Annotated in this window: 12 protein-coding genes and 1 pseudogene; 3 read left to right on the forward strand and 10 right to left on the reverse strand. The window is 72.5% G+C overall.

The genetic code is table 11. The features are described 5' to 3' along the window. Positions 1–62 precede the first annotated feature (62 nt). Positions 63–1,172: a carbohydrate kinase family protein gene (locus tag ACIP79_RS30690; RefSeq protein WP_383684868.1), complete on the forward strand. Its 1,110-nt coding sequence runs from the start codon at positions 63–65 to the stop codon at positions 1,170–1,172. 304 nt (positions 1,173–1,476) lie between these two features. Here ACIP79_RS30690 and ACIP79_RS30695 read toward each other — a convergent pair whose 3' ends face one another. The 10 genes from ACIP79_RS30695 to hrcA all read right to left on the reverse strand — a co-directional run bounded on the left by ACIP79_RS30695 (position 1,477) and on the right by hrcA (position 12,577). Further along, entirely contained in the window at positions 1,477–2,469 is a 993-nt protein-coding gene (locus tag ACIP79_RS30695) for an adenosine deaminase (RefSeq protein WP_401228357.1), read from the reverse strand. A gap of 33 nt (positions 2,470–2,502) precedes the next feature. Next, positions 2,503–3,408, reverse strand: coding sequence for a ribonuclease Z (locus ACIP79_RS30700; protein ID WP_401228359.1), 906 nt, complete (start codon positions 3,406–3,408; stop codon positions 2,503–2,505). Between the two features lie 6 nt (positions 3,409–3,414). Beyond that, positions 3,415–3,768 (reverse strand): histidine triad nucleotide-binding protein, encoded by a 354-nt coding sequence (locus ACIP79_RS30705; RefSeq protein WP_383684981.1) that lies wholly within the window; start codon positions 3,766–3,768, stop codon positions 3,415–3,417. 229 nt (positions 3,769–3,997) lie between these two features. Beyond that, complete coding sequence (locus tag ACIP79_RS30710) at positions 3,998–7,213, reverse strand: S41 family peptidase (protein WP_401228361.1); 3,216 nt, start codon at positions 7,211–7,213, stop codon at positions 3,998–4,000. 142 nt (positions 7,214–7,355) lie between these two features. Further along, positions 7,356–7,907: a hypothetical protein gene (locus ACIP79_RS30715; protein ID WP_401228363.1), complete on the reverse strand. Its 552-nt coding sequence runs from the start codon at positions 7,905–7,907 to the stop codon at positions 7,356–7,358. Positions 7,908–8,036: 129 nt separating this feature from the next. Then, positions 8,037–8,429: a VOC family protein gene (locus ACIP79_RS30720; protein WP_383684975.1), complete on the reverse strand. Its 393-nt coding sequence runs from the start codon at positions 8,427–8,429 to the stop codon at positions 8,037–8,039. 25 nt (positions 8,430–8,454) lie between these two features. Beyond that, entirely contained in the window at positions 8,455–9,195 is a 741-nt protein-coding gene (locus tag ACIP79_RS30725; RefSeq protein WP_401228365.1) for a 16S rRNA (uracil(1498)-N(3))-methyltransferase, read from the reverse strand. Further along, positions 9,192–10,286 (reverse strand): nitronate monooxygenase, encoded by a 1,095-nt coding sequence (locus ACIP79_RS30730; RefSeq protein WP_401228367.1) that lies wholly within the window; start codon positions 10,284–10,286, stop codon positions 9,192–9,194. The genes ACIP79_RS30725 and ACIP79_RS30730 overlap by 4 nt, the downstream gene beginning before the upstream one ends. 134 nt (positions 10,287–10,420) lie before the next feature. Next, positions 10,421–11,560: a molecular chaperone DnaJ gene (dnaJ, locus tag ACIP79_RS30735; protein ID WP_401228369.1), complete on the reverse strand. Its 1,140-nt coding sequence runs from the start codon at positions 11,558–11,560 to the stop codon at positions 10,421–10,423. Continuing rightward, a complete protein-coding gene (hrcA, locus tag ACIP79_RS30740; protein WP_383684968.1) occupies positions 11,561–12,577 on the reverse strand; it encodes a heat-inducible transcriptional repressor HrcA in 1,017 nt (338 codons plus the stop codon). It abuts the gene before it with no gap. Between the two features lie 174 nt (positions 12,578–12,751). On the opposite strand from hrcA, the pseudogene ACIP79_RS30745 reads away from it, so the two are divergent. Together ACIP79_RS30745 and ACIP79_RS30750 are read left to right on the forward strand one after the other, a co-directional pair. Beyond that, a pseudogene (locus ACIP79_RS30745) lies at positions 12,752–12,943 on the forward strand (MBL fold metallo-hydrolase); the annotation flags it as partial. 216 nt (positions 12,944–13,159) lie between these two features. Further along, the gene (locus ACIP79_RS30750) at positions 13,160–13,852 is read left to right on the forward strand and encodes an MBL fold metallo-hydrolase (protein WP_401228468.1); all 693 of its coding nucleotides are present in this window, start codon (positions 13,160–13,162) and stop codon (positions 13,850–13,852) included. Positions 13,853–13,861: the final 9 nt, after the last annotated feature.

A 13,861-nucleotide genomic window follows, 5' to 3' on the forward strand; every position in this document is an offset into this window, starting at 1 on the left:
GCCGCCCCGCGCACAACGTGGTGCAGACTGGCGTGAATCCGCATCACGCCAGGGAGCACAACGTGACCGCATCCCACGGAGAGCGACCGTACTGCCACGCGCACGTCGACCCGCTCGCGGGGCTGCGCACGCCCCAGGATCCGCCCTGGGACGTCTATCTCACGGGCACCGTGTTTCTCGACATCATCTTCACCGGGCTCGCCTCCGCCCCGGTGCGCGGGACCGAGTCCTGGGCGCGCGGGATGGGGTCGAGCCCCGGCGGGGTGGCGAACATGGCGACGGCGCTGGCGCGGCTGGGCCTGAAGACCTCCCTCGCGGCGGCCTTCGGGGACGACCACTACGGGGAGTACTGCTGGGACGCCCTGGAGCAGGGCGAGCACATCGACCTCTCGCCGTCCCGTACGGTGCCCGGCTGGCACTCGCCGGTCACCGTGTCGATGGCGTACGAGGGTGAGCGCACGATGGTCTCCCACGGCCACGAGCCTCCCCCGGAGGAACCGGCTCCCGACTGCCCGCCGACCGCCCGTGCCGCCGTGGCCGCCCTGACGCCCGGCAAGCCCGCGCCCTGGATCGCGCAGGCCGCGAGCAAGGGCGCCCGGATCTTCGCGGACGTCGGCTGGGACGACACGGGGGCCTGGGATCTGGCGGGGCTGTCCGACCTCGCGCACTGCGAGGCGTTCCTGCCCAACGCGGAGGAGGCGATGCGGTACACCGGCGCGTCCTGTCCCCGGGCGGCGGCCCACGCGCTCACCGAGCACGTGCCGCTCGCCGTGGTGACCCTCGGGGCGGAGGGTGCGTACGCCGTGGACGGGCGTACCGGGCAGAGCGCCGAGGTGCCCGCCATCGCCGTCGAGGCCCTTGACCCCACCGGCGCGGGGGACGTCTTCGTCGCCGGTTTCGTCATGGCCACCCTCGCCGACTGGCCGCTCGCCGACCGGCTCGCCTTCGCCGGGCTCACCGCCGCGCTCTCCGTCCAGGAGTTCGGCGGGTCGCTCTCCGCGCCCGGGTGGTCCGAGATCGCCGCGTGGTGGCGCCGCGTCCAGTCCGTCCCGGCCCAGGACCCCACCGCCCTCCAGCGCTACGCCTTCCTCGAACCCCTCCTCCCCGAATCCTCCCGCCCCTGGCCCCTACGCCGAGCAGTCCCCACCATCGGCTTCGGCCGCACCACCTGACCCCCTTTCCTTCGCCCCCTCCGCCCCTACCCATCCCGTACCTGGGGGCTGCGCCCCCAGACCCCCCTTTCGCGCTTCGCGCTCGTCCTCAAACGCCGGACGGGCTGAAGATTCCCGGGCCGGAACTGAAAGGGAAAGCCGCCCACCGGCGGGAGGGGCCGGGGGCCGGTACATCACATGCCCGTCGCGTACGCCCGCGTCACCGGACCCGTCTCCACTCAACCGGCGTCTGATCCGGCGGCGACGGGCGGATGTACCGGCCCCCGGCCCCGACCCACCCACCCGGCGCCCACCCACCCACCGCCTACGGAAACTCGTACGCCTCGACCTCGGCGAGATACCGAGCCCGCCGCCCCTCGTCATGCTCCAGGAACGACGCCTCGAACGAGTTCCGGGCCAGCTCCCGCAACCGCTCCGGCCCAAGCCCCAACGCCTCACGCACAGCGTGGAAGGCGTCCCCGACATACCCCCCGAAATAGGCGGGATCGTCGGAGTTCACGGTGCACAGCAACCCCGCGTCCATCATCGCCACCAGCGGATGCGCCTCCAGCACCGACACCGCCCGCAACCGCACGTTCGACAGGGGACACAACGTCAACGGCACCCGCTCCCGCACCAGCCGCTCCACCAGCGCGTCGTCCTCCATGCACCGCAACCCGTGATCGACCCGCTCGACACCGAGCACGTCCAACGCCTCGGTGATGTACGACGGCGGCCCCTCCTCCCCCGCATGCGCGACCCGCCGCAACCCCAACGCGGCAGCGGCCTCGTACACCTCCCGGAACTTCACCGGCGGATGCCCGACCTCGGCGGAGTCGAGCCCGACACCGACGATCCGGTCGAGGTACGGCTCCGCGGCCGCCAGCGTCGCCATGGCGGACTCGGCGGACTCGTCCCGGAGGAAGCACATGATGAGCTGCGTGGACACCCCGTGGCTCTCCTCGCTGCGCCCGAGCGCCCGCGAGAGCCCCTCCACGACGGTCCCCATCCCGACCCCCCGCGCGATGTGCGCCTGCGGATCGAAGAAGATCTCGGCGTGCCGCACGCCCTGCGCCGCGGCCCGCGCGAGGTAGGCGTCGGCGAGGTCCTCGAAGTCACGCTCGGTACGGAGGACCGCCATGAGCTCGTAGTACAGGTTCAGGAACGTCTGGAGATCGTCGAAGAGGTACGCCTTGCGCAACTCCTGGGTGTCCGCGTACGGCAGGGTCACGCCGTTGCGCGCGGCGAGCGCGAAGGCCAGCTCGGGTTCGAGGGTGCCTTCGACATGAAGGTGGAGTTCAGCTTTGGGGAGGGGCATCAAATCATCCTAAAGCCCTCATCAGGCCCCCTGTCACACCCGCTTGGGAACCGGCACCCGAACCAGATCGTGTGCCACGGTCAGCTCCCCCTCGAACCCCGCCGCCCGGGCCTGCCGCTCGAACATGTCCGGCTCGGAGTACCGCTGGCTGAAGTGCGTGAGCACGAGATGCCGTACGCCGGCCCCGGCGGCGACGGCTCCGGCCTGCCCGGCGGTCAGGTGCCCGTGGTCCTCGGCCAGTCGCAGGTCCTCGTCGAGGAACGTGGACTCGATGACGAGCATGTCGCACCCCTCGGCGAGCGCGTACACCCCGTCGCACAGCCGGGTGTCCATGACGAACGCGAACCGCTGGCCGCGCCGCACCTCGCTCACGTCGTCGAGGGTCACACCGGGGAGCCCGCCCTCCCGCTGCAACCGCCCGACATCGGGCCCGGTGACACCCCGCTCGGCGAGGAGTCCGGGCAGCATCCGCCGCCCGTCGGGCTCGACCAGCCGGTAGCCGTACGCCTCGACGGGGTGGGAGAGCAGCCGGGCCTCCAGCGTGTACGAGTCGCTGACGGCGAGTACGCCGTCGGAGTCGACCGGCGCCTCCGTCAGCTCGACGCTCTCGCGGTAGGCCGTCGCGTACCGCAGGCGGTCGAAGAACCGCTGCCCGGAGCGGGGGTAGTGCGCGGTCACCTCGTGCGGCACCCGGTCGAGGTTGATGCGCTGGATGACGCCGGCGAGCCCGAGCGAGTGGTCGCCGTGGAAGTGGGTGACGCAGATCCGGTGCAGGTCGTGCGCGGCGACCCCGGCGCGCAGCATCTGCCGCTGGGTCCCCTCGCCGGGGTCGAACAGCAGCCCCTGCCCGTCCCAGCGCAGCAGGTAGCCGTTGTGGTTGCGATGACGGGTGGGGACCTGGCTGGCCGTGCCGAGGACCACCAGTTCACGTGCGGACAAGACCGGTTATCCCGGCGGCCACTGCATGCCCCGGCCGCCCATCACGTGGGCGTGCGCGTGGAAGACGGTCTGCCCGGCGCCGGCGCCGGTGTTGAACACGATGCGGTAGCTCTCCAGCTTCTCCTCGCCCGCGACCTGGCCGGCCTCGCGCAGGACGTCCGCGGCGATGTCGGGCTCGGCGGCAGCCAGCGACGCCGCGTCCGGGTGGTGCACCCTGGGGATGACCAAGACGTGGGTGGGCGCCTGCGGGTTGATGTCCCGGAACGCGACGGTCGTCTCCGTCTCCCGGACCACGTCGGCCGGGATCTGCCCCGCGACGATCTTGCAGAACAGACAGTCGTCCTGCGGCTCTCCCACCACGTATGCCTCCTAGATTGCGTACATCGTAACGGCGCGGGCCCCGGCCGAAGCCGAAGTCAAAGCCACCGCCGAAGCCAAGGCCGAAGTCAAAGCCACCGCCGAAGCCAAAGCTAAGGCCGAAGTCAAAGCCAAGGCCAAGACCGAAGCCGAAGCGGAAGTCAAAGCGGAAGCCGAAGCCAGAGCCGACGGCGAAGCCGAACCCAAGGCCGACGGCGCAGCCGAGGCCGAGTCACAGCGGCGGCAAAGCGGGCGCAGCCTTCGCTGGAGTCTCCTCCAACGCGGCCAACGCGATCCGGATCGCCTCGTCCAGCTGCGTGTCCCGCCCGGCGGCGTGGTCCTGCGGCGTCTGGACGACCTCGACGTCCGGGTCGACGCCGTGGTTCTCCACGCCCCACGCGTAACCCTCCAGCCAGAAGGCGTACTTGGGCTGGGTGACGAGCGTGCCGTCGACGAGCCGGTAGCGGCTGTCGATGCCGATGACGCCGCCCCAGGTCCGCGTGCCGACCACCGGGCCGATACCGAGGGCCTTGATCGCCGCGTTCACGATGTCGCCGTCGGAGCCGGAGAACTCGTTGGCGACGGCGACGACGGGCCCGCGCGGCGCGTCCTCGGGGTAGCTGTAGGGCCGCATGCCGCGTGGCAGGTCCCAGCCCACGATCCGGCGCGCGAGCTTCTCGATGACGAGCTGGGAGGTGTGGCCGCCGCGGTTCTCACGGACGTCGACGACGAGTCCCTCGCGGGCCACCTCGACGCGCAGGTCGCGGTGGATCTGGGCCCAGCCGGGCGCCTGCATGTCGGGGACGTGCAGATACCCGAGCCGTCCGCCGGACCGTTCGTGGACGTAGGCCCGCCGGTCGGCGACCCACGCGTGGTAGCGGAGCGGCTCCTCGTCGGAGACCGGCACCACGACGGCGTGCCGCGGATCGCCGCCGCCGGACGGGGAGACGGTCAGCTCGACGGGCTTGCCCGCGGTGCCGACGAGCAGCGGTCCGGGACCGGCGACCGGGTCCACCGGCTGCCCCGAGACGGCGACGATCGCGTCCCCGGCGCGTACGGCGACTCCGGGCGCGGCGAGCGGCGCCTGCGCGTGGGGGTCGGAGGTCTCCGAGGGGAGGATCCGGTCGATGCGCCAACTGCCGTCCTCGTGACGGGAGATGTCGGCCCCGAGCAGCCCCTGCGCCCGGTCGCCGCCGCTCCAGCCGCCGCGCGGAGTGACGTAGGCGTGCGAGGTGCCGAGTTCGCCCTGTACCTCCCAGAGGAGGTCCACGAGGTCGTCGTGGGTGGCGAGCCGTTCGAGCAGCGGCCGGTACCGGTCCAGGACGCCGTCCCAGTCGATGCCGCCGAGGTCGGGCCGCCAGAAGTTGTCGCGCATGAGGCGGCCGGTCTCGTCGAACATCTGCCGCCACTCGGCGACCGGGTCGACGTTCTGCCGTACGCGCGAGAGGTCGACGGTGATGTTCGTGTCGCTCTCCTCGTCGTTCGAGGCGCGCCGGTCGCTGGGTACGACCTTGAGTTTGCCGTCGGTCCACAGCAGGACGCGTTTGCCGTCGCCGCTGACGGCGAAGTGGTCGGCGTCGGCGGAGAGATGCTCGATGCGCTGCTGGACGAGGTCGTACCGCTCCAGCTCCGTCTTGGGGTCCGGGTCGTCGGGGGTGGCGCGGGAGGAGCCGAGCACTCCGCGGACCGGGTGCCGCAGCCACAGCACTCCGTCCCTGGCGGCGCGCAGGCCGGTGTAGCGGGCGGCCTCGACGGGGAACGGCACGATCCGGTCGGCGAGTCCGTCGAGGTCGATGCGGGTCGTGGGCGCGCCCTCGCTGTCGGGGGTCTCGTCCTTGTCCGGCGCCTCGAAGGGGCGGCCGTGGCGCTGCGGCCCGAAGGGGGACGGCGTGGTCGCGGCGAGCGTGATGAGGTGCGGCCGGGAGCCGCCCACGAACGCGAGGTCGAAGACGTGCTCGTCGTAGACCGGGTCGAAGGAGCGGGCGGACAGGAACGCCAGGTGCTTGCCGTCGAGGGTGAACGCGGGTGCGTAGTCCCGGAATCGGAGCGGGGTCGCCTCGGTCACCGACAGGTCGGTGGTGTTGGCGATCCTGAGCTGGCGCAGCGGGCGCGGGCCGGGGTGCGACCAGGCGAGCCACGAGGAGTCGGGCGAGAAGGTCAGGCCGCTGACGTCGCCGTCCTCGGCGCGGTCGACCTCGCGCACCTCGCCGGTCTCTCGCTCGACGAGCAGGACGCGCCCGTCGTGCGAGGCGACGGCGGCGCGGCTGCCGTCGGGCGACATGGCGAGGCCGAGGACCCGTCCGAGCTGTCCGGCGGCGAGCCGGCGTGGGGTGGCTCCGGGTGCGACGCCGGTCGCGGGGGCGAACTCGAGGGCGTCGTCGCCCTCGGCGTCGGTCACCCACACCACGTGCTCCTCGCCCTCCGCCCGGAAGGTGCGGGGCAGCCGGGCGCGTACGCCGGGTGTGGCGGCGAGCGCGCGGGCCGGTCCCGAGCGGTGGGTGACCCAGTGGACGGAGCCGCGCACGGAGATGGCGCTGCCGCGTCCGGTGTGGTCGGGTGCGGCGGCCCCGAACCAGCGGGCGGCGCTGACGGGTTGGGGCTGGAGGTCGGCGCGCTGTCCGCCGAGCGGCAGGTCGAGCCGGCGCGGCTCGGCGCCGTCGAGGTCGTCGAGGAGCCACAGTTCACCGGCGCTGGCGTACACGACACGGGTGCCGTCGGTCGCCGCGTGCCGCGCGTAGAACTCTCCCGCACTGTCCGTGTGCCGTCGCAGTCCGGAGCCGTCCGGGAGGGAGGAGTAGAGCGCTCCGACTCCCTCGTGGTCGGACAGGAACGCGACCCGCTCCCCGACCCACAGGGGGTACTCCAGGTTCCCGTCCAGCTCCTCGTGCAGCCGTACGAACTCGCCGTCGCCCTCGCGGTCGATCCACAGCTTGCCCGCCGTGCCGCCGCGGTAGCGCTTCCACCAGGCGGCCTCGCGCCCCATGGGAGCGGACAGCAGGAGCACGCCGGGGTCTCCGTGGACGACGTCGCCGACGGGCCCGTACGGCAGCGTGGTGGCGGGACCGCCGTCGAGCGGGACGGCCCGCGCCCAGGTGCGGCGCAGGCTGGCCTGCCCCTGGGTGCTGAGCGCGACGATCTGCCCGTCGGGGGTCCAGCCGCGCACCTGGGTCTTCGAACTCCCCCAGTACGTCAGCCTTTTGGACGGTCCGCCGGTCAGCGAGGCGGCGTGCACCTCGGGGGCGCCGTCGCGGGTGGACGTCCAGGCGACGGTGGTCCCGTCCGGGGAGATGCGTGGATGGTTCACCGGTACGTTGTCGGCGCTGACCCGCCAGGCGCGGCCCGCCCCCTCCAGCGGGGCGACCCAGATGTCGTCCTCGGCGGTGAAGGCGACCAGATCGCCGTGCAGATGCGGAAACCGGAGATACCCGGAGGGTGCGGACTCTGTCACCCGATCACCTTAGGCAGCGATCAGGCCCCCGGACAGGGGTTTCGATCACTTGCCTTCCCGCACGGCACAGGTCACCGGCGTCCCGGGCGCCCCTCAGCCGTCACCCGGGACGCCCACGAGCCCTACTCCCGCACGGCTCCGGTCACTTGCCCTCGGGCCAGCAGGTGGGGTTCCCCTGGCACCAGACGGTCCGGGTGACGGTCACCGTGACGGCGGGGTCGGGGTCGTTGACGGGCGGGGTGTACCCGGGCGTGGCGGGCGCGTCGCAGTTGCCGAGCCCGGTCACGTGGAACCACTGCTTGCCGTCGATCTCGGCGGTCAGGTCGCCGCGTACGCACCGGCCGCTGACGGCCCGGGTGACCTTGCCGGTGACGGTGATGTCCTGCCCGTCGGAGGTCTCCCCCGTGCAGTCGATGTCGGCCACGGTGTCCTCGGCCGGCGAGACCGAACTGCCGGGCGTCTGGATCTCGTTGTCACCGTCGTACGCCGCCGTGCAGCTCAGCCAGGCCACGTCCGCGTTCCGCCGCTCCAGCTCCTTCGTCACGGTCTGGTCGGTCGTGTACGCCACCGTGGCGGAGCTCAGTCCGCCGGGCTCGCACGCGACGACGCCGCCCACGGCGAACACCGCGAGACCCACCGCCGCCACTGTCCGGCGCTGTGCGATCCGTCGTCCTGTCCGTCTCGAAGCCCCCATGGACGGCAGGGTGCCACCGACGCGGGTGACACGGAAGACCGCATGCGGCCACTCCCGAAACCTCGCCCCGCACACTCGAACACCCGGGCGCGGACCGCCCGTTCGGACGATTCACACCCGGCGGCCGGTTCAGCCGCGCAGCAGCAGCCACTCCTGGAGTTCCACCAGGTTCCCCTCCGGGTCCTTGAGATGGGCGGCGCGCATCCGGTCGGTCATCGGAGCCGGATCGTGCAGGAGGGTCGCGCCGCGTGCGGTGATCTGCTCGCAGTAGGCGTCCAGGTCGTCCACCCGCAGCACCACCAGCGAGCGGTGCCCCGTCACCAGTTCGCCCAGTTCACCCAGGATCCGGGCCATCATCGCGCGGTCCTGGAGGGCGATGCCCGCCGAGCCGGTGACGGGACTGAACTTCTCGTACGGCCCCCCGGTCGCGCCCGACTGGGGCTTGAGGCCGAGGACTTCGGCGTAGAAGCGATAGCAGGCCGGGAAGTCAGAGACGAGCAGCCGTACTTGGGCGAGTTCCAAGGGAACCTCCAGTGGTCCAAGTGGTCTAGGACCAGCGACCGGTGCGGCCCAGGAGCAGTGCCGCCGCCGCGGTCCCGGCGGTCGAGGTGCGCAGCACGCTGCGCCCCAGACGGTAGGCCCGTGCGCCCGCCTCGGCGAAGAGCGTCAGCTCCTCCGGGGAGACGCCTCCTTCGGGGCCGATCACGAGCACGATCTCACCCCGTGCGGGGAGTTCGGCGGTGGCCAGGGGTTCGTCGCCGCTCTCGTGCAGCACGGCCGCGAGATCGGCTTTGGCGAGAAGTGCGGCAACCTGCCGGGTCGTCATCGCGTCCGCGACCTCGGGAAAGCGGACCCGGCGGGACTGCTTGCCCGCCTCGCGGGCGGTGGCCCGCCACTTGGCGAGCGCCTTCAGGCCCCGCTCGCCCTTCCACTGCGTGACACAGCGGGACGCCGTCCAGGGAACGATCGCGTCCACGCCCGTCTCGGTCATCGTCTCGACGGCCAGCTCGCCCCGGTCGCCCTTGGGCAGGGCCTGCACGACGGTGAGGCGGGGCTCCTCCGCCGGTTCCTCGGAGACGGAGTCCATGTGCACGACGAGCCGGTCCTTGCCCTCGCTGCCGGTCACCACGCAGTCCGCCCAGCGACCCGCCCCGTCGGTGAGGACCACGTCCTCACCGGCCCGCAGCCGCTTCACGGAGACCGCGTGCCGTCCCTCGGCCCCGTCGAGGACGTAACGCCCGCCCTCACCCGCCTGGAAGTGCTCGACCACGAACACCGGCGCCGTCATCGGCCCGTACCCCCGGCCCCGTCCTCCGGGAACGTCGACAACGCTGTCGTCGCCGCCTCGAGTTCGGCGCTCAGCACCTCCACCAGCTGCGCCGCGGGCATCTCCCGGGCCATCTTGTGCCCCTGGCCCGCCCACAGCGCCATGCCCTGCGCGTCGCCCGCCTTGGCCGCCGCCTTGCGCAGCGGCGAGGTGAGGTGGTGGACCTCGGGGTAGGCGGCGGGCGCGTAGGGACCGTGCTCCCGCAGGAACCGGTTGACCAGTCCGCGCGCCGGGCGCCCGGAGAAGGCTCGTGTCAACTCCGTACGTACGAAGAGGGGGTTGGTCAGCGCCTGCTTGTGCACGGCGTGCGCGCCGGACTCGGGGGTGGCGAGGAACGCCGTGCCGAGCTGGGCCGCGTTCGCGCCGGCCGCGAGCACCGCGGCGATCTGGCTGCCGCGCATGATGCCGCCCGCGGCGACGACCGGGATCCGCACGGTCTGGCGCACCTGCGCGATCAGCGAGAGCAGTCCGATGCCGGTGCCGTCCGTCTCCGGGTTGTCGCGGTGGGTGCCCTGGTGGCCGCCCGCCTCGACGCCCTGCACGATGACGGCGGCGGCGCCGGCCCGTTCCACGGCGAGTGCCTCCTCGGCCGTGGTCGCGGTGACCAGGGTGAGGGTGCCGGCGCGGGCGAGGGACTCCAGGACGTCCTGGGCGGGGATGCCGAAGTGGAAGGAGACCACCGGCACCGGGTTGTCGTGGAGGACCGCGAGTTTGGCGTCGTAGCCGTCGTCACGGCCGCTGTCCGGCTCGCCCAGTTCGGTCTCGTACCACGCGGCCTCACCGGCGAGCTGGCTGGCGTAGACCTCGACGGCGGCCTTGTCCGCGAACTCCGGGTGCGGCATGAAGAGGTTCACACCGAAGGGGCGGGTGGTGATCCCGCGCAGCTGCTTGATCTCCTGGTACATACCGTCGGCGGTCTTGTACCCGGCGGCGAGGAACCCGAGCCCGCCGGCCTCGGACACGGCGGCCGCGAGATGCGGGACGGACACTCCGCCCGCCATGGGGGCCTGCACGATCGGAAGCGGGAAGAGATCGGTCAGTGCGGAGGACATGACGGCATGTTGTCACGTCCTCCGAACAAGTCCGAATCGGGCTTTCCCGGTGGCACGAGCCACCACACACCCGCCGCGGCGGGTACGGCCCGGAGCTGAGGAGACCCCGCCCCGGCGAGCGGGGCGGGGTCTCCTCAGCGACCGTTGAAAGCGTCCTTCAGCCGCGAGAACAGCCCCTGCTGACCGGGCTGGAACTGCCCGACAGGCCGCTCCTCGCCGCGCAGCACCGCCAGCTCGCGCAGCACGCGCTCCTGCTCGGCGTCGAGCTTGGACGGCGTCATCACCTCGACGTGCACGACGAGGTCACCGCGCCCGCCGCCCCTCAGGTGCGTGATGCCGCGCCCGTGCAGCGGGACCGACTGCCCGGACTGCGTGCCCGGACGGATGTCGATCTCCTCCATGCCGTCGAGCGTCTCCAGCGGCACCTTGGTGCCGAGGGCCGCCGCGGTCATCGGGATGGTGACCGTGCAGTGCAGGTCGTCGCCGCGCCGCTGGAAGACGGCGTGCGGGAGTTCGTGGATCTCGACGTACAGGTCACCGGCGGGGCCGCCGCCGGGGCCTACCTCGCCCTCGCCCGCGAGCTGGATCCGGGTGCCGTTGTCGACGCCGGCCGGGATCTTGACGGTCAGCGTCCGGCGTGACCGGACCCGGCCGTCGCCCGCGCACTCCGGGCAGGGGCTCGGGACGACGGTCCCGAAGCCCTGGCACTGCGGGCAGGGCCGCGAGGTCATGACCTGGCCGAGGAAGGACCGGGTGACCTGCGACACCTCACCGCGACCGCGGCACATGTCACAGGTCTGCGCGGAGGTTCCCGGCGCGGCGCCCTCGCCGTTGCAGGTGGCGCAGACGACGGCCGTGTCGACCTGGATGTCCTTCGTGGTGCCGAAGGCGGCCTCGTCCAGCTCGATCTCGAGCCGGATCATGGCGTCCTGGCCGCGCCGCGTGCGTGACCGGGGGCCACGCTGCGACGCCGTGCCGAAGAAGGCGTCCATGATGTCCGAGAAGTTCCCGAAGCCGCCGGCGCCGAAGCCACCGGGGCCGCCCGCGCCGCCCGCCTGGGACAGCGGGTCGCCGCCGAGGTCGTAGACCTGCTTCTTCTGCGGGTCCGACAACACCTCGTAGGCGGCGTTGATCTCCTTGAAGCGCTCCTGCGTCTTCGGGTCGGGATTGACGTCAGGGTGCAGCTCGCGGGCGAGCCTCCTGAACGCCTTCTTGATCTCGTCCTGGGACGCGTCGCGGCGCACGCCGAGTACGGCGTAGTAGTCCGTGGCCACTCAGGACTCCGCCAGGATCTGTCCGACGTACCGTGCCACCGCTCGTACCGCTCCCATCGTGCCGGGGTAATCCATGCGGGTCGGTCCGACCACGCCGAGTTTCGCTACTGCCTCGTCGCCCGAACCGTAGCCGACGGAGACGACGGACGTGGAGTTGAGTCCCTCATACGCGTTCTCATGACCGATCCGTACGGTCATGCCCGAATCCCCCGCCTCACCAAGCAACTTGAGAAGCACGACCTGCTCCTCCAGTGCCTCCAGGACGGGCCTGATGGTGAGAGGGAAGTCATGTCCGAACCGGGTCAGATTGGCGGTGCCGCCGATCATCAGCCGCTCCTCGGTCTGCTCGACGAGCGCCTCCAGGAGGGTGGAGAGCACCGTGGTGACCGCGCCGCGGTCCTCCGCCTCGAAGGCGTCGGGCAGGTCCTGCACCAGTTGCGGAACGTCCGAGAAGCGACGGCCCGCGACCCGGCTGTTGAGCCGCGCGCGTAGATCCGCCAGAGACGTCTCCCCGAAGGGCGCCGGACAGTCGATCAGCCGCTGCTCGACCCGGCCGGTGTCGGTGATCAGGACGAGCATGACGCGGGCCGGTGCCAGCGACAGCAGCTCCACGTGCCGCACTGTCGACCGGGTGAGGGACGGGTACTGCACGACCGCGACCTGCCGTGTGAGCTGCGCGAGCAGCCGCACGGTCCGCCCGACGACGTCGTCGAGATCGACGGCGCCGTCGAGGAAGTTCTGGATGGCCCGCCGCTCGGGCGCGGTCATCGGCTTGACGCCCGCGAGCTTGTCGACGAAGAGCCGGTAGCCCTTGTCGGTGGGGATGCGCCCGGCGCTGGTGTGCGGCTGGGCGATGTAACCCTCGTCCTCCAGGGCGGCCATGTCGTTGCGGACCGTCGCCGGGGAGACCCCGAGCCGGTGCCGCTCGGTGAGGGCCTTGGAACCGACCGGTTCCTCCGTCCCCACGTAGTCCTGGACGATGGCGCGCAGCACTTCGAGCCTGCGTTCACTGAGCATCGCGCGCACCTCCAGATGTCGTCGCCTCGGTCTGTCCTCGCGGTCCTTCCCCTTGGCACTCAATGCATGCGAGTGCCAACGGTCCCCGGCCAGTGTACGGCGGGGAGGTACGCCCCCGGCAAGGGCGGCCCCGCCCGGTCGTGCCGAGGCCCTCCTCGCCGTTAGCGTCTGCCCATGAGCGTGACTTGGGAAGAGGCGGGGTGGGAGAGACTCACGCCGCGGACCGGCCGACGACGCCTTCCGGACTGGGACTGCACGGTCGGGCTCGTGGCGGGCGAGGAAGCAGCGCTGCTGATCGACGCGGGTTCGAGCCTGCGGGAGGGCGCGCGGTTGCGCGTCGAGGCGCGGGGGTTGCTTGGCGGGGGGCGGGGGTTGCTCGGCGGGGGGCCTGGGCTGCCTGGCGGAGCGCAGGGGCGGCCCGGCGAGGCACGGGAGCTGCCCGGCGGAGCGCAAGGGCGGCCCGGCGAGGCACGGGGGCTGCTTGGCGGGGCACGGGAGCTGCCCGGCGGGGCGCAGGGGCAGCCCACCGAGGCACGGGAGCTGCCCGGCCTAGCGCAGGGGCAGCCCGGCGAGGCACGGGGGCTGCTTGGCGGGGTGGCCGGCCTGCCGCCGGGGGCGCGACCGGCCCCGGATGCCCGTCCAGCTCTGGATGCCCGTCCAGCCCCGGACGCCCGTGCAGCTCCGGACGCCCGTCCCGCCCCGGATGTCCTCCCGCGGCCCGCCACCGGCCGTCGGGTGACTCATCTCGCGCTCACCCATCCGCACTTCGACCACGTCTTCGGCGCGGCCGCCTTCGCGGGCGTGGAGGTGTTCGGGGCGGTCGGCCTGGACACGGTCCTGGCGCACGGCCGCGAGGAACTGCGCCGGGACGCCGTACGCAACGGCCTGGACCCGCGGGAGGCCGCCGAGGCCGCCGACCTGCTGGTACGCCCCCGCCACCACGTCTCCGGAGAGCTGACCCTGGACCTGGGCGGCGGCACCCGGGTCCTGCTCGCGAACCTCGGTCCCGGCCACAGCGGCCACGACCTGGTGGTCCTGGTACCGGGATCGCCGCCGGAGCCCGCGGTCGTCTTCTGCGGCGATCTGGTGGAGGAGTCGGGCGAACCCCAGGCGGGCACCGACGCCGTGCCGTCCCGGTGGCCGGCGGCACTGGACCGGCTGCTCGCTCTGGGCGGGGAGGACGCGGTGTACGTGCCCGGTCACGGAGCGGTGGTCGACGCGGCGTTCGTCCGGGCCCAACGGACCGCGCTGGCCGCCCGTTTCGGCGTGTCGTAGGAGGCCGTA

Source organism: Streptomyces sp. NPDC088747, from assembly GCF_044751025.1.
Classification (GTDB): Bacteria; Actinomycetota; Actinomycetes; order Streptomycetales; family Streptomycetaceae; genus Streptomyces.